Consider the following 16,000-nt stretch of genomic DNA (forward strand, 5'->3'; position numbering starts at 1 on the left):
AGCCCTAGATAAAACGGTCATAAAGAACGAGCCCCGCCAAAAGACGGGGCGTTCGTACGCGCAGCGACACCGCTTGACCGCGACGAGTGGCCATACCACCCGATTCCTCTGCCGAAACGTTATGAACAAGGGAGCCGACCGTGTCAAAGGCCACAGCCGGCTCCGGCGCATCTACGGCAACTGCCGTACGGCGCTTCCTACTTGATCTACCTCAGCCGGGCCATCAGCGCGTGCTCCACCAGCGTGATCAGCGCACTCTTGGCATCGGCACGGTGTCGGGCGTCTGTGGTGATGATCGGCGCGTCCGGACCGATCTGCAGCGCCTCGCGCACCTCGTCGGGCGTGTACGGCTGGTGTCCGTCGAAGCCGTTGAGGGCGATGACGAAGGGGAGCCCGCTGTTCTCGAAGTAGTCGACCGCGGGGAAGCAGTCGGCGAGGCGGCGGGTGTCGACCAGGACGACGGCGCCGATGGCACCGCGCACCAGGTCGTCCCACATGAACCAGAAGCGGTCCTGGCCGGGCGTACCGAAGAGGTACAGGATCAGGTCCTGGTCCAGGGTGATACGGCCGAAGTCCATGGCCACCGTGGTGGTGGTCTTGTCCCCGGTGTGCGTGAGGTCGTCGATGCCCGCGCTCGCGGAGGTCATGACGGCCTCGGTGCGCAGCGGGTTGATCTCCGAGACGGCGCCCACGAACGTGGTCTTGCCCACGCCGAAGCCACCCGCCACCACGATCTTGGCGGAGGTGGTCGCCCGGCCCGGTTCAGAGCTTGCGAAGTCCACTGAGCACCCTTTCGAGCAGCGTCACATCCGGAGCGCCGCCGTTGTTCTCGTCGCCGCCCGGCTGGTGGATGGCGACCAGGCCGGCCTCAGCGAGGTCCGCGACCAGGATCCTGGCCACGCCCAGCGGCATGGACAGCAGCGCGGAGACCTCGGCGACCGACTTCACCTCACGGCACAGGTGGCAGATGCGCTGGTGCTCCGGGAGGAGCCCCATGAGTGCTGCCGGGTCGGCCGTGGTGCTGATCAGGGCCTCGATGGCCAGCTGGTAGCGCGGCCGGGTCCGGCCGCCGGTCATCGCGTACGGACGTACCAGCGGCTGATCGCCCTCATCCTCGTACGGCTCCGCGTACGGATCATGAGAGGCGGTGGGCGGGGTCATGAATCCTCCGGGCGGGGACAGCAAGTCGGTCAGTCAAGCCGTCTGGTGATGGCCGGTGGGGGGGATTGTGGCGGCCGGACGGTGATTTGGTGAGGCGAGTGGATCCGGGGGTGATCAGTGGAGCAGACTGCCTTGGAGTTCGGCGCGCAGGTCCGGCGTGAGCACAGCGCCCGCGCGGTCGACCAGCAGCGCCATCTCGTAGCCGACGAGGCCGATGTCGCACTCGGGGTGGGCGAGAACGGCCAGGGACGAACCGTCCGAGACGGACATGAGGAAGAGGAATCCCCGCTCCATCTCGACGACGGTCTGTGCCACGCTGCCGCCCTCGAAGATCCGGGAGGCCCCTGCCGTCAGCGAGGTCAGACCCGATGCGACGGCCGCCAGCTGGTCGGCACGGTCACGCGGGAAACCCTCGGACATCGCCAGCAGAAGACCGTCGGCGGATACGACGACGGTGTGGGACACACCCGGGGTGTTGTCCACGAAGTTGGTGATCAACCAGTTGAGGTTCTGTGCCGCCTGGCTCATCTGGCTCAACTAACGCTCCTGCTGGTGAGTGGGGTTCGGGAAGCTGCCGGTCTGGTCGTTACCGACCTGGCGACCTTGCGCGATACCCCGACGGAGATTGGTCAGCCGGCCGCGTACGTCGTCAGGCGCACGCGAGACAGCCGGACCGGATTGGTGCTGTTGCTGCTGAGCCGTGCCCGGGACGAGGTTCGCCCTGGGGACCCGGCGCGGCAGGCCGGAGGTGGTGACACCGCCGGCAGCCGGTTGCCGGACGCGTTCCGCCTGCCGGACGAGGTCGTCGTTCGGCGAGCTGCGCCAGGCGGTCGATGAGGTCCGCTGGGGGGCGGAGGGTGGTTGCGCCGGAGCCGCCGGAGCCTGCGGCTGCTGCGGGGCGGAGGCCGGAGCCGAGCCGCCCGCGCCGGGCTGACGCCCCTGCGGGCCGCCGTGGAACCAGTTGGTCTCCAGCGTGTCGTACAGCGGGGTACGGCCGTCACCGGGACCCGCCGGCGGCAACGCCTCGGGCTCCTGGCGGGCGGGCCGCTGCTGCGGACGCGGCGGGACCGGGGGCTGCGGGGCACCGAAGTCGGAACCGCCGCCGTACGTGCCGTTGACCTGGGGCCGCTCGAACTGCCCGGTGGGCTCGGGGTTCTGGCGTCCGGGCAGGGCGTGCTGGCCCGTCGAGCTGCCGTCGTACGCCTGCGGCGAGGGGAACTGGCCCGTCTGCGACGAGTTGTTCTGCCCGTTCGGGCTGCCGAAGACGTCCGAGCGGACGAACGGACCGGCGTTCTGCGGGTCGTACGCACCCGGGGCGGGGGCGTCGAAGTCCGGGCGGGCGAAGTCCGACGGGCCGGCGTTCGAGCCCGGGCCCTGGAGGTCGTCGATCCGCGGCATCCGGGAGGTCTGTGCGGGGTCCTCGTCGTGCCCGCGCGGAGCGTCGAGGGAGGCGCGCGGCACCTGAGGCTGCGCGTTCTCGTCGCTCCAGCTGGGGCGGGAGGGCTGGTTGCCGCCCGGCAGCTCGGCACGCGCGCCACCGCGCGGCGGCAGCTGCGGCTGGCGGCCACGGCGGCCCTTCTCGTTGCCGGCGGGCGGCGACTGCGGCGAGGAGGGTCCACCCTGCCACGACTGGTCGGGGCCGCCGGAGGCGCCACGGGAGCCACCGAAGGAGTCCTGACCCGTGCCCGCGGCCTGCAGCCCCTGCGGAGCACCCGGAGCCTGGCCACCGAACCCGGCGCCCGCACCGGCCGGCGGCCGACCCTGCGAGGGCGCGCCCGGACCCTGCGGTCCACGCGCCGCACCCGGTCCACCGGGAAGTCCGCCACCGTCACGTCCGGGCAGCGCGGCCCGCGGTCCCTGGCCGGCACCGAGCCGGCCCCCGCCGGACGCACCGGCACCGAGCGCACCACCACCCGGCGCACCCGCGCCGAGGGAGCCGTTGCCGGTCTGGGCCTGGCGACGGGCGGCAGCGGCACCGGCGGCGGCCTGCGCCGCGGCCGGACCACCGGAGACAGCGGGGCCGTTCGTGCCGGGCTTGCCCGGAACGGGCTTCTTGCCGCCCTGGGCGACGTCGACGGGCAGCATGACCAGCGCGGTCGTACCGCCGGAGTCGGACGGGCGCAGCTGGATGCGGATGCCGTGCCGCTGCGACAGACGACCGACCACGAAGAGGCCCATGCGGCGGGAGACCGACACGTCCACGGTGGGCGGCGAGGCGAGCCGCTCGTTGATCGCGGCGAGGTCCTCGGGGGAGAGGCCGATGCCGGTGTCGTGGATCTCGATCAGCACGCGGCCGTCGGGCAGCGCGTGACCGGTGACCTTGACCTTGGTCTGCGGCGAGGAGAACGAGGTCGCGTTCTCCAGCAGCTCGGCGAGCAGGTGCACGAGGTCGTTGACCACGCGGCCGGCCACTTCGGTGGTCGGCACGGAGGCCAGCTCGATGCGCTCGTACTGCTCCACCTCGGAGGCGGCGGCGCGGAGCACGTCGACCAGCGGGACCGGTCGGGTCCAGCGGCGGCCGGGCTCCTCACCGGCGAGGACGAGGAGGTTCTCACCGTTACGGCGCATACGCGTCGCGAGGTGGTCGAGCTTGAACAGCGAGGACAGCTGGTCCGGGTCGGCCTCACGGGACTCGAGCTCGGAGATCAGCGACAGCTGGCGCTGGATCAGACCCTGGGAGCGGCGCGAGAGGTTGGTGAACATCGCGTTGACGTTGCCCCGCAGCAGGGCCTGCTCGGCGGCGAGGCGGACCGCCTCGCGGTGCACGTCGTCGAAGGCCGCGGCCACCTGGCCGATCTCGTCCCGGGAGTGCACACCGACCGACTCGACGGAGGTGTCGACGTCCTGCGGGTCCGACTCGGAGAGCTGCTTGACCAGCTCGGGCAGCCGGTCCTGGGCGACCTTGGTGGCGGTCTCCTCCAGGCGGCGCAGCGAGCGGATCATGGACCGGGCCACGACGAACGCGCCGACCAGCGAGACACCGAGCACGAGCAGGATCAGCGCACCGGAGATGATCGCCTCGCGCTCCGACTCGTTGCGCAGCTCGCGGGCCTTTTGCTCCATGTCCTCCAGCAGCGTCGTCTCGATGGCGCGCATCTGCTGGATCTTGGTGGTGCTGTCGTCCACCCAGTCCCGGTACGACCGCTTGTCCAGCGACTGCAGACCGGTGTCGGTGGTGAGGGCGCGGCTGGCGTAGGTGTCGCTGGCCTTGATCGTCGGGTTGCCCTCCTCGATGGACTTGAGGAGGTCGGCGGCGGACTGAGTGCCGTAGATGCTCCGGAAGCTCTTCAGCTCGGAGCGCTGGCTCGTCAGTGCCGACTCGGCGTACAGCCGGTCGTTCTCGGACAGGTCGCCGAAGGTGTCGTTGTTCGCGGGCAGCGCCGCGGCGAGGACCGCGCGCTGGATCGACGCGTACTCCTTGGCGGTGGAGAAGGCCGCCAGGGCACGAGTGCTCTGGATCATCTCCGGGTTGCTGGTCGCCTCCGCCATGTCCTGCGAGAGGCCCAGCAGGTTGGTGATCAGGCGGTGGTAGGCCTCCACCGTCTGCGTGGAGTTCTCCTTGGCCTCGTAGGCGGTGTTGCGGATCTTCGCGATGTCGGCCAGGTCACCGACGAGCTGCACGAGGTTGTCGCGGACACCCTTGAGGTTGCCGTCCTTGCTCGTGTTGTCGATCTCCTCGGAGGCCTCGATGAAGCTCTCCATGGCCCGGTCCGACTTGTCCCGGTAGCCCTTGACCGTGTAGTCGGTCGCCTTGGCGCCGTGCGCGAGCGGGCCGGCGGACTGGTCGCGCTCCTCCTGGAGCGCAGCGGCCAGCTCGGTCGCCCGCTTGGTCATGTCCGTCAGCAGCCTCATGTTGTCGAGCTGCTGGATGTCGTCCATGTTGTCGCTGATGCGCAGCGCGCCCAGCGAGGTGGCCGCGACCACCGGGAGCGTCAGCAGCGCCACCAGACGCGTGGAGATGCGCCAGTTGCGCAGGGCTATTCGCGTGCCGGGGCCGCCTGAGCCCTTCGGGGCCTTCTTGGCCGCCGGAGCGGAAGGGGTCGCCGCCCCCGGGGACGCCGAAACGGCGGGGCGCCCGGAGCGCTCACCGCCCTCGGCGGACGGGGCCGGGCCCGGGTTCTGGGCGTGCTGGGGGGAGGGACCTCGGTCGGTCCCGCCGTGCTCCGGCTCCGCCGAAGCGCTGCCATCCCTCTTGAAACGTCCCTGCACTAGCGTCGCAACCTCTGGACCAGGCGCCCCTCCGCGTGAACGGACGGACACGGTGTCGGCGTCGTAGGGAGCGCCCTGAATACGCTCCCTGATGGTCGTGAGTGACCGGCGCTGGCTCCCCCTTCTCGCCGCCACACGGCGCTCGATGCGCCCCCTGTGCGCCGGCTCGATCCTGCGGCGGTCCGTGGAATTCCAGCACAGTGCAGGACCTCCAACAAGGCCCGTAGGTCGAGCCGTGACATACGTGACACCACGTGAGTACGAGATTACCTGCCGTAGAAAGCGATCCCACCCATAACGGACGTATACCCGCGAGCCGTTGGGGTGTAGGGGGTGTCCCAGTCGCCATGATCAGGAGCGGAATGAGGGCTTCAGGAGTGGAATGTCCGTTTCGATGGGGTGGAATACAGGCCCGAATTGACCGGTTTGCCCGTGAACTCGTGAGCAAACTCACACGCGGATCTAGGGGTCTGAGCAACTTCCCGAGGGAATTGCATGTTTAGCCTGACGCTTTACAAGAGGGATGTTTCTGCCAACGCGCGTCCGGACGCAGGCCCATTCGAGGCCGGCCCGGGCGCCCCGTCACGACAGGGCTCAGTAGAACCGTGAAGACGACGACGATGATCCGCACGATAGCCAATCCGCGGCGCACGACGCTGGCGCACCTCGACGGCGCCGACGAACTGCAGGCCCCGCAGCAGCCGGAGCACTCCGTCGACCTTCCCGCTCAGACCGCGAACCCCAAGCGCACCATCCTCCAGGAGATGCCCGTCACCGCCGCCGCCGAGTAGTACGCGGCCGGACGACCGGTTGTTCAATCACGTACGAACATTCGGTCACGTACGACGCCGGGGCGCCCGCGGTAATGCGCGAGGCGCCCGCTCCTCACCGCGCTAGCCTGGAGCGTCAGACTCCAGCCGGCTTAAGTGAGGGGCGCGAGATCCCGTGCGCATCGCCAGATTCTCCATCGACGGGAACGTCGCCTTCGGCGCGGTCGAGGGCGACAAGCCGGACGAGCTCGTCCTCGACATCATCAAGGGCATCCCGTTCGCGGACTTCGAGCTCTCCGGCACGAAGGTGCCGCTGAGCAAGGTCAGGCTGCTGCCGCCGGTGCTTCCCAACAAGGTCGTGGCCTTCGGCCGTAACTACGCCGAGCACGCGCGCGAACTCGGCAACGAAGTGCCCGACGCCCCGTTCGCCTTCTTCAAGCCGTCCACCGCGGTGATCGGCTCCGGCGACGAGATCCAGTACCCGTCCTTCACCGAGGACCTCCACCACGAGGCCGAACTGGCCGTCGTCATCGGCCGCATGTGCCGCGAGGTCCCGCGCGAGCGCGTCAAGGACGTGATCTTCGGCTTCACCTGCGCCAACGACATCACCGCCCGCGACGTCCAGAAGCGCGAGAAGCAGTGGGCACGGGCCAAGGGCTTCGACACCTCCTGCCCGCTGGGCCCCTGGGTGGAGACGGACCTGGACCTCGAAACGGCGTCCGACCTGACCATCCAGCTCACGGTCAACGGCGAACAGCGCCAGCTGGGCCGCACCAGCGAGATGATCCACCCGATCGAGGATCTGATCGTCAACATCTCCGAGGCCATGACGCTGCTCCCGGGCGACGTGATCCTCACGGGCACCCCGGCAGGCGTCGGGTCCCTCAACGTCGGCGACGAGGTCGCCGTCACCATCGAAGGCATCGGCTCTCTCACCAACAAGGTTGTCAAGCGTGGCTAGCGCACCCGTCCGCGTACGTTTCTGCCCCTCGCCCACCGGTAACCCCCACGTGGGCCTGGTCCGCACCGCCCTGTTCAACTGGGCGTTCGCCCGGCACCACCAGGGCACGCTCGTCTTCCGCATCGAGGACACCGACGCGGCCCGCGACTCCGAGGAGTCCTACGACCAGCTGCTCGACTCGATGCGCTGGCTCGGCTTCGACTGGGACGAGGGCCCCGAGGTCGGCGGCCCGCACGCGCCGTACCGCCAGTCGCAGCGCATGGACCTCTACAAGGACGTCGCGGCCAAGCTCCTGGACGGCGGTCACGCCTACCACTGCTACTGCTCCCAGGAGGAGCTGGACACCCGCCGCGAGGCCGCCCGCGCGGCAGGCAAGCCGTCCGGCTACGACGGTCACTGCCGCGACCTGACCGACGCGCAGGTCGAGGAGTACAAGGCCCAGGGCCGTGCGCCGATCGTCCGTTTCCGCATGCCCGACGAGACGATCACCTTCACGGACCTGGTCCGCGGCGAGCTGACCTTCACGCCGGAGAACGTCCCGGACTACGGCATCGTCCGCGCGAACGGCGCCCCGCTGTACACGCTGGTGAACCCGGTCGACGACGCCCTGATGGAGATCACCCACGTCCTGCGTGGCGAGGACCTGCTCTCCTCGACGCCCCGGCAGATCGCCCTGTACAAGGCGCTGACGGAGCTGGGCATCGCGAAGCGGATCCCGGCCTTCGGTCACCTGCCGTACGTGATGGGCGAGGGCAACAAGAAGCTCTCCAAGCGCGACCCGGAGTCGTCGCTGAACCTCTACCGCGAGCGCGGCTTCCTGCCGGAGGGCCTGCTCAACTACCTCTCCCTGCTCGGCTGGTCGCTCTCGGCCGACCAGGACATCTTCACGATGGACGAGATGGTCGCGGCGTTCGACGTCGCGGACGTGCAGCCCAACCCGGCCCGCTTCGACCTGAAGAAGTGCGAGTCGATCAACGGCGACCACATCCGCCTGCTGGATGTGAAGGACTTCACCGAGCGCTGCCGCCCGTGGCTCCAGGCCCCGTTCGCCCCCTGGGCCCCGGAGGCCTTCGACGAGGTGAAGTGGCAGGCGATCGCCCCGCACGCCCAGACCCGCCTGAAGGTGCTCTCGGAGATCACGGACAACGTCGACTTCCTGTTCCTGCCGGAGCCGGCGGTGGACGAGGCGAGCTGGAACAAGGCCATGAAGGAGGGCTCGGACGCCCTCCTGCGCACGGCCCGCGAGAAGCTGGACGCGGCCGACTGGACCTCCCCGGAGTCGCTGAAGGAGGCCGTCCTGGCCGCCGGCGAGGCCCACGGCCTCAAGCTCGGCAAGGCCCAGGCCCCCGTCCGCGTGGCCGTCACCGGCCGCACGGTCGGTCTGCCCCTCTTCGAGTCCCTGGAGGTCCTGGGCAAGGACAAGACCCTGGCCCGGATCGACGCGGCACTGGCGAAGCTGGCCGCATAGCACGTGCACAGCGGGGCGGCGTCCGGTTCGGGCGCCGCCCTTGGCATGTCCGCCCACACGTCACCCGGAGTTCATCTCTCCGGCCAACCCCTGCTTGCCGAAGGCACGTTGGATGCTCCCCGTGCACATGATGCCCGTGTGCACCCTGTTACAGGGGGAGGGGAACGTGACTCGTTCACGAAGACTTGCCGCAGTGGCGCTCAGCGGCGCGGTGGCCCTGACGTGCGCCCTGCCGATCGTGCCCGCGCAGGCCGCGGACGCACCCGTGGGGACGGTCCGGCTCAGTAAGGAGAAGCGACTGGAGATCGTGTACATGTGGGCCGGCGCGTCCGGGGTCCAGTACCGGCCGGACGCCGGTTCCTCGACGACCTGGGTGGACTACCCGGACGTCGCCCCGCCCGCGCACGCGGGTCCGGACGACCTGGCGACCGGGACCGACGTCGTCATCACCGGCCGCGGCAGCTCCACCGTCACGCAGAAGCACCGTTCCACAGGCGCGACCGCCACCGTCACGATCCCGTCCGGCCAGACCTACAAGGCCACTGTCGGCTGGAGCGTGCTGACCCAGGACACCGGCGGAGCCCTGCACGTGCTGCGCGCCGCCGCCGACGGCACCACCACGGACATCGCGGTCACCGGCTTCCCCGCGGGCGCCCAGCCCGCCGCCTACCTCACCGGCGGCTCGGTCCGCCGTCTCGCGGTCGTGTACACGCTGGACGGCACAAGGTCCGTCGGCCTCCTCGACCTCGCGGACGGAGCCTTCCGCACGTACGTCAGCGGCCTGGGCGCGGACTCGGAGGTCGTCTTCAACGACCGCTGGGTCGTCGCCGGCTGGAAGGCGGTCCGCGTCGACGCCGAGCCCGGCACCGAGCCCACCGCCGTCACCGGGCTGCCCGGCCGGCCCGAAGCCGTCGTGGGCGACCAAGTCCTCGCCGGAAACCCGGACTTCCTCCCGGTCGGCACCCAGCCCGCACTCAACGCCCGCTCCCTTGTGACCGGCGCCGCGACCACCGTGCTCAGCCCGTCCTTCGGCGGAATCGGCCCGACCCTGGACGGCGGCGCACTCGCCACCGCAGGACCGTCCAGCCTCGACTGGAACATCCACCGGATCACCCCCGCCCAGGACGGCGGGCTCGCCACCGAGAAGGTCGCCCAGATCCCCGCGTACGCGACCGGCGTCGACGGACTGGCCCTCGCCGGCGGCGAGTTGTTCCTGTACGGCAGGACGACCGGCGGCGGCTACCCCCGCTTCAACAGCTTCCAGCTGGACGCGACGGGCAGGCCCACCGGTCAGCAGACCCCTCGCAGCGCGGCACTGAGCGAGATCACCTGCCTCACCGGCGACGCCGCCTGCCCCCAGCTGGAGGCCCTGGGCGACGGCCGGGTCGCCTATTTGTGGGCCAACGCCGAGGGCCTGGAATCCGTCATCAGCGTCGGCCTCGACACCACGACCAGCCGCAACGAGCCCACGGGCGACTCCGGCGGCCGCATCCCCGGCGGCACCGGCCGCTACGTGCTCCACAACGGCGGCTCCGGCACTCAGAAGGTCGTCGACTTCCCGAACGGCACGACCGCCGGCGAGACCACCCTCAGCCGCACCCGCACCGCCGCAGCCGTCTGGGGCCAGGTGATGTGGACCCCCGGCAGCACCCAGGGCGCGGTCGTCGGAAAGCATCTCAAGACCGGCCAGACGGTCACCACCGTCGCCACGGGCGCCCCCTGCACCCCCACCGACATCCAGGCCGTGAACACCTGGTTGTACTGGTCCTGCGGCTCCACCGCGGGCGTCTACGACCGGGCGACCAACCGGAAGATCACGGTCCCGTCCGACAGCGGCCCGGCCCGCCTCGCCGACGGCTACCTGCTCCGCGAGAACCGCACCACCCACGAACTGCTGCTCACCGACTTCCACACCGGAACGGCGGCCACCCGCACCCTGGTCAAGCTGCCCACCGCGGACCAGAACGCCGGAGGCAGCAACGGCCGCTGGGCCGTCGACCGCTTCGGCGGCCACATCGCCTACCTCAACGGCACCTACGGCGAGGTCTCGATCGTCCCCAGCGGCGTCCCCGCCTCGGCGCTCGCGCAGATGGAGTCCCAGACCGACGCCGTCCCGGGCGGCCCGACGAAGGCGAACCCCTGGCAGCCCGTCTGGCAGCTCAACAAGCCCGCCACCTGGACACTCGCCCTGAGCAACAGCAGCGGCACGGTGATCCGCACCCTCACGGGCAGCACCAAGGGTGCCGCCGTCCGCGCCGCCTGGGACGGCTACGGGGACGACGGCCGCCGCGTCACCGGCACGTACACCTGGAAACTGACCGCCGAGCCACGCGACAACGAGGGCCCCGCCCTCACCGCGACCGGCACGACCACGGTCAACTGACGGACAGGCTCCGGCCGTCCGAGCTACCGTCGGATCATGAGCATTCGGGCCGTGGTCTGGGACGTGGACGACACCATCTTCGACTACACCACCGCGGACCGTGTGGGCATGCGCGCGCACCTGCTGGCCGAGGGCCTGCTCGACGGGTACGACAGCGTCGAGCAGGCCATCGTGCGCTGGCGGGCGGTCACCGACGCCCAGTGGGCGCGGTTCTCCGCGGGGGAGGCCACCTTCCAAGGGCAGCGCCGCGACCGGGTGCGGGTGTTCCTCGGCGAGGAGCTGACCGACGCCGAGGCCGACGCCTGGTTCGAGCGGTACATCGGGCACTACGAGACCGCCTGGGCCCTCTTTCCGGACGTCCTGCCGGTCCTGGACGCCCTCGCGGCCAGCCACCGGCACGCGGTGCTGTCCAACTCCAGCATCCACGTCCAGGACCGCAAGCTGCGCGTGCTCGGCGTGTACGACCGCTTCGAGGCCGTCCTGTGCGCGGCCGAGCTCGGCGTCTCCAAGCCGGAGGCCGGCGCCTTCCACGCCGCCTGCGCCGCGCTGGAGCTCGCCCCGCACCAGGTGGCGTATGTCGGCGATCACCCGGAGATCGACGGGCGGGGTGCCGCGGACGCCGGGCTTCTGTCGGTGTGGATCGACCGTGACGGCGCGTACACCAGCGTCGACGCCCCCGGCGGACCGCACCGGATCGCCACCCTCGCCGAACTGCCCGCGATCCTCGGCTCGGATACCCGTTTTGGAGCCCCGTCCACCTTCGGGTAATGTTCTTCCTGCGCCGCCGGGAAGCGGGCCGAAAGGCCGGAACCGACGGAGCAAACTAGAACAAGATCCCCGCAGGGGCTTGCGTTCCAGTGGCCTATGGTGTAATTGGCAGCACGACTGATTCTGGTTCAGTTAGTCTTGGTTCGAGTCCAGGTAGGCCAGCTCGCAGAGCTCATCTGCAAAGCCCCCGTTGTGTAGCGGCCTAGCACGCTGCCCTCTCAAGGCAGTAGCGCCGGTTCGAATCCGGTCGGGGGTACTGATCTCGATCAACTCGGGATCGCTAGGGCCCCCGTTGTGTAGCGGCCTAGCACGCCGCCCTCTCAAGGCGGTAGCGCCGGTTCGAATCCGGTCGGGGGTACTGTCTGGTCTAAACCACATTGGTCTATGGTGTAATTGGCAGCACGACTGATTCTGGTTCAGTTAGTCTTGGTTCGAGTCCAGGTAGACCAGCTCGGACCTGCGGAAACGCAGGCTCCATGCCCCCGTTGTGTAGCGGCCTAGCACGCCGCCCTCTCAAGGCGGTAGCGCCGGTTCGAATCCGGTCGGGGGTACCACATGAAGGCCCTTCGCTTCGGCGGAGGGTCTTTGTCGTGCCAGGCGTCGGCTATTCGAAGCCGTCCCGCCGTGTCGACTCCTCCTCCTGGGCCAGCCGGTGCAGCGCCTGCAGCACCGGCTCGTTGAGGATCGCCCCCAGGATCGCGAACTCGATCCGTTCCGCCTCCGACGGGTGCGTCTCCAGGTTGTCCAGGTCGAGGACGGCGGTCCGGTGCATCAACTCCGCGTACGGCGTGAGCAGTTCGGCCCCCCAGTCGTAGCCGAGCCGGCGGAACGCGGCCACCGCCACCACCAGCGAGCGGTACGCGGGGGAGATGGTCGTGAGCTGCTTGGCGTTCTCCCAGCCGAGCCGGTCCAGGAGCGTGCTGACCTCCTGCTGTGCGGCCTGGACGTACTCGTCGTCCTCGTCCGGCTCCGGCGCCTGCGGCAGCGCCCACATCGCCGCGCCGAGGCGGATCGGGCGGCCCAGCGAGTCGTCGTCGACGTGCCCGAGCACCTCCCGGACCGTCGCGACCGGGAGCCGACCGACCTGGATCATCGCGCGCACCAGGCGCAGCCGGCGCAGATGCTCCTCGTCGTACTCGGCGGTGCGGGCGTTGATCTGGCGGCCGGGCGCCAACAGCCCTTCGCGCAGGTAGTACTTGATCGTCGCGAGGGGCACCCCGCTGCGCTCGCTCAGTTCCGCCAGTCGCATCTCTTGCGCCCTTCCTTGGGGAGTGCCACTATCCAAGCATCACCGAGAAGGATAGTGCCGCTATCCGACAGGGGAGCCAGGGGGTCGTCATGTTCGTGAAGCCGACGTCGGGTCAAACGACCGCAGCAGCGGAAGGCGATGTCGTGGTGCTGCTGATCGGTATGCGCATCAACCGCTTCTGGGCCGTGCACCACTGGTTCCCGGTCGCCCTCGCCATACCGCGGATGCTGCGCGAGCTGCAGAAGGCTCCGGAGCGGGGACTGCTCGGGCATGTGCTGCTGACGGCCTCGCCGCGGACGTACTACGTGGTCCAGTACTGGGAGTCCAAGGAGAAGCTCTACGCGTACGCGACCTCGCCCGACACGCTCCATCACCGGGCGTGGGCGATCTTCAACCGCAAGGACCGGGAGGGCAAGGTGCGCGGGCATGTGGGGCTGTGGCACGAGGCCTACGTGGTGCCCGAGGGGTCGTACGAGTCGGTCTACGTGGACATGCCGGCGTTCGGACTCGCGGCGGCGCACGGGCAGGTGCCGCTGGAGAAGCGGGGGCGCTACGCGAAGGACCGGTTCGCGTACCGGTCGAAGGCGAAGGCGGCCGAAGAAGCCAGATGACCGGGGGGCTCGGGGGAGCGGGGAGGGTCTGCCGCGGCGTTGAGGCAGGCTCTCCCCGCTGACGCGCCCGACGTCAGCCGGTGCGGCGCAGGGCCTCCGACAGGCGGGCCGCGGCGTCGATGACCGCCTGGGCGTGCATACGGCCCGGGTGGCGGGTCAGGCGCTCGATGGGGCCGGAGACGGACACGGCGGCCACCACGCGGTTCGACGGGCCGCGTACGGGCGCGGAGACGGACGCGACGCCCGGCTCGCGCTCACCGATCGACTGGGCCCAGCCCCGGCGTCGTACGCCGGAGAGCGCGGTGGCCGTGAAGCGGGCGCCCTGCAGACCGCGGTGCAGGCGCTCCGGCTCCTCCCAGGCCATGAGGATCTGCGCCGAGGAGCCCGCCTTCATCGTGAGCGTCGAGCCGACCGGGACCGTGTCCCGGAGGCCGGACAGGCGTTCCGCCGCGGCGACGCAGATGCGCATGTCGCCCTGGCGGCGGTAGAGCTGCGCGCTCTCGCCCGTGATGTCCCGGAGGTGGGTGAGCACCGGGCCCGCCGTGGCGAGGAGACGGTCCTCGCCGGCCGCCGCGGCCAGCTCCGCGAGGCGAGGGCCCAGAATGAAACGGCCCTGCATGTCGCGCGCCACCATGCGGTGGTGTTCCAGTGCCACGGCCAGCCGATGGGCCGTGGGTCGTGCCAATCCGGTGGCCGCCACAAGCCCCGCGAGGGTGGCCGGACCGGACTCCAGGGCGCTCAGGACAAGGGCTGCCTTGTCCAGGACGCCGACGCCGCTACTGTTGTCCATGAAACGATACTCGCGTCTCACTCTGTGAAACGCAAGTTCAATTTTGCGTGGAACACGCCACTCTGGAAGACACGAAGGCAATGCGGCCCGCAGACAAACGGGCCCGGTGGCGGACGCCCGAACAGGGGCGGCGGGCGCTGCTTCCTCAAGATCTCTAGTTGGGCCGGTGGACGCTCGCCGGCCGGAGGGAAAGCGATGGGTAGGACACTCGCGGAGAAGGTCTGGGACGACCATGTCGTCCGGCGCGCCGAGGGCGAGCCCGACCTCCTCTTCATCGATCTGCACCTGCTGCACGAGGTGACCAGCCCGCAGGCCTTCGACGGCCTCCGCAAGAGCGGGCGCCAGGTGCGCCGGCTCGACCTGACCATCGCCACCGAGGACCACAACACCCCGACCCTCGACATCGACAAGCCCATCGCCGACCCGGTCTCCCGCATCCAGCTGGAGACGCTGCGCAAGAACGCCGCCGAGTTCGGTGTGCGCCTGCACCCGCTGGGCGACGTCGAGCAGGGTGTCGTGCACGTCGTCGGCCCGCAGCTGGGTCTGACCCAGCCCGGTATGACGGTCGTCTGCGGCGACTCCCACACCTCCACGCACGGCGCCTTCGGCGGCCTGGCGTTCGGCATCGGCACCTCCCAGGTGGAGCACGTGCTGGCCACCCAGACGCTGCCGCTGGTCCGCCCCAAGACCATGGCCATCACGGTCAACGGCGAACTGCCCGACGGCGTCACCGCCAAGGACCTGATCCTGGCGATCATCGCCCGGATCGGTACGGGCGGCGGCCAGGGCTACGTCCTGGAGTACCGCGGCTCCGCCATCGAGAAGCTCTCGATGGAAGCCCGCATGACCATCTGCAACATGTCGATCGAGGCCGGCGCCCGCGCGGGCATGATCGCCCCCGACGAGACCACCTTCGAGTACCTCGAGGGCCGTCCGCACGCGCCCAAGGGCGAGGACTGGGACGCGGCCGTCGCGTACTGGAAGACGCTGAAGACGGACGAGGACGCCGAGTTCGACGCCGAGGTCGTCATCGAGGCCGCCGAGCTGTCGCCGTTCGTCACCTGGGGCACCAACCCGGGCCAGGGCGCGCCGCTTTCGGCGGACGTCCCCGATCCTGCTTCGTACGAAGACGCTTCGGAGCGCCTCGCCGCCGAAAAGGCCCTGGAATACATGGGGTTGGAGGCCGGTCAGCCGCTGCGCTCCATCAAGGTGGACACCGTCTTCGTAGGCTCCTGCACCAATGGCCGGATCGAGGACCTGCGCGCGGCCGCCGACCTCCTCAAGGGCCGCAAAGTCGCCGACGGCCTGCGGATGCTGGTCGTTCCGGGCTCCGCGCGGGTGGGTCTGCAGGCCGTCTCCGAGGGTCTGGACGTGGTCTTCAAGGAGGCCGGCGCCGAGTGGCGGCACGCGGGCTGCTCGATGTGTCTGGGCATGAACCCCGACCAGCTGGCTCCCGGTGAGCGCTCCGCGTCCACCTCCAACCGCAACTTCGAGGGCAGGCAGGGCAAGGGCGGCCGTACGCACCTGGTGTCGCCGCAGGTCGCCGCCGCGACCGCCGTGCTGGGCCACCTGGCCTCCCCGGCCGACCTGTCCGACGCCGAGACCCGTACGCCCGCTGGAGTCTGAGAAG

At 70.2% G+C, this 16,000-nt stretch carries 13 protein-coding genes and 5 tRNA genes; 12 read left to right on the forward strand and 6 right to left on the reverse strand.

Translation table 11 applies throughout. The annotated features are described in order from the left end of the window. Nucleotides 1–206 precede the first annotated feature (206 nt). From AB5J49_RS33415 to AB5J49_RS33430, 4 genes are all read right to left on the reverse strand, one after another. Nucleotides 207–782 (reverse strand): ATP/GTP-binding protein, encoded by a 576-nt coding sequence (locus AB5J49_RS33415; RefSeq protein ID WP_030051303.1) that lies wholly within the window; start codon nt 780–782, stop codon nt 207–209. After that, nucleotides 763–1,161, reverse strand: a complete 399-nt coding sequence (locus AB5J49_RS33420; protein ID WP_003997626.1) for a DUF742 domain-containing protein — start codon at nt 1,159–1,161, stop codon at nt 763–765. Before AB5J49_RS33420 ends, AB5J49_RS33415 begins: the two co-directional genes overlap by 20 nt. Before the next feature lie 114 nt (nt 1,162–1,275). Beyond that, on the reverse strand, nt 1,276–1,689 hold the full coding sequence (locus AB5J49_RS33425) for a roadblock/LC7 domain-containing protein (protein ID WP_003993189.1): 414 nt from the start codon (nt 1,687–1,689) through the stop codon (nt 1,276–1,278). 9 nt (nt 1,690–1,698) lie between these two features. Beyond that, a complete protein-coding gene (locus AB5J49_RS33430; protein ID WP_369172589.1) occupies nt 1,699–5,370 on the reverse strand; it encodes a nitrate- and nitrite sensing domain-containing protein in 3,672 nt (1,223 codons plus the stop codon). Between the two features lie 605 nt (nt 5,371–5,975). On the opposite strand from AB5J49_RS33430, the gene AB5J49_RS33435 reads away from it, so the two are divergent. The 10 genes from AB5J49_RS33435 (at nt 5,976) to AB5J49_RS33480 (ending at nt 12,274) form a co-directional block, all read left to right on the forward strand. After that, entirely contained in the window at nt 5,976–6,161 is a 186-nt protein-coding gene (locus AB5J49_RS33435) for a hypothetical protein (RefSeq protein WP_301996649.1), read from the forward strand. A gap of 154 nt (nt 6,162–6,315) precedes the next feature. Then, nucleotides 6,316–7,101, forward strand: a complete 786-nt coding sequence (locus tag AB5J49_RS33440) for a fumarylacetoacetate hydrolase family protein (RefSeq protein ID WP_369172590.1) — start codon at nt 6,316–6,318, stop codon at nt 7,099–7,101. Beyond that, a complete protein-coding gene (gltX, locus tag AB5J49_RS33445) occupies nt 7,085–8,569 on the forward strand; it encodes a glutamate--tRNA ligase (protein WP_369172591.1) in 1,485 nt (494 codons plus the stop codon). Before AB5J49_RS33440 ends, gltX begins: the two co-directional genes overlap by 17 nt. Nucleotides 8,570–8,735: 166 nt before the next feature. Beyond that, complete coding sequence (locus tag AB5J49_RS33450; protein WP_369172592.1) at nt 8,736–10,952, forward strand: hypothetical protein; 2,217 nt, start codon at nt 8,736–8,738, stop codon at nt 10,950–10,952. A 36-nt stretch (nt 10,953–10,988) separates the two neighbouring features. Beyond that, on the forward strand, nt 10,989–11,720 hold the full coding sequence (locus AB5J49_RS33455) for an HAD family hydrolase (protein WP_369172593.1): 732 nt from the start codon (nt 10,989–10,991) through the stop codon (nt 11,718–11,720). 90 nt (nt 11,721–11,810) lie between these two features. Further along, nucleotides 11,811–11,882 (forward strand) — tRNA-Gln (locus AB5J49_RS33460). A gap of 21 nt (nt 11,883–11,903) precedes the next feature. Then, nucleotides 11,904–11,976 (forward strand) — tRNA-Glu (locus AB5J49_RS33465). Between the two features lie 29 nt (nt 11,977–12,005). Further along, nucleotides 12,006–12,078 (forward strand) — tRNA-Glu (locus AB5J49_RS33470). 20 nt (nt 12,079–12,098) lie between these two features. After that, a tRNA-Gln gene (locus tag AB5J49_RS33475) sits at nt 12,099–12,170 on the forward strand. A 28-nt stretch (nt 12,171–12,198) separates the two neighbouring features. Beyond that, nucleotides 12,199–12,274, forward strand: a tRNA-Glu gene (locus tag AB5J49_RS33480). Between the two features lie 50 nt (nt 12,275–12,324). Here the strand turns inward: AB5J49_RS33480 and AB5J49_RS33485 are convergent. Further along, nucleotides 12,325–12,969 (reverse strand): MerR family transcriptional regulator, encoded by a 645-nt coding sequence (locus AB5J49_RS33485; RefSeq protein ID WP_369172594.1) that lies wholly within the window; start codon nt 12,967–12,969, stop codon nt 12,325–12,327. Nucleotides 12,970–13,058: 89 nt separating this feature from the next. Between AB5J49_RS33485 and AB5J49_RS33490 the strand changes: the two genes are divergently transcribed. After that, the gene (locus tag AB5J49_RS33490; protein ID WP_369172595.1) at nt 13,059–13,580 is read left to right on the forward strand and encodes a DUF4188 domain-containing protein; all 522 of its coding nucleotides are present in this window, start codon (nt 13,059–13,061) and stop codon (nt 13,578–13,580) included. Between the two features lie 73 nt (nt 13,581–13,653). On the opposite strand, the gene ndgR is transcribed toward AB5J49_RS33490, so the two are convergent. Further along, complete coding sequence (gene ndgR / locus AB5J49_RS33495; protein ID WP_007384919.1) at nt 13,654–14,370, reverse strand: IclR family transcriptional regulator NdgR; 717 nt, start codon at nt 14,368–14,370, stop codon at nt 13,654–13,656. A 195-nt stretch (nt 14,371–14,565) separates the two neighbouring features. Here ndgR and leuC point away from each other — a divergent pair, with 195 nt between their 5' ends. After that, entirely contained in the window at nt 14,566–15,996 is a 1,431-nt protein-coding gene (gene leuC / locus AB5J49_RS33500; protein ID WP_369172596.1) for a 3-isopropylmalate dehydratase large subunit, read from the forward strand. Nucleotides 15,997–16,000: the final 4 nt, after the last annotated feature.

It is taken from the genome of Streptomyces sp. R28, assembly GCF_041052385.1.
Classification (GTDB): Bacteria; Actinomycetota; Actinomycetes; order Streptomycetales; family Streptomycetaceae; genus Streptomyces.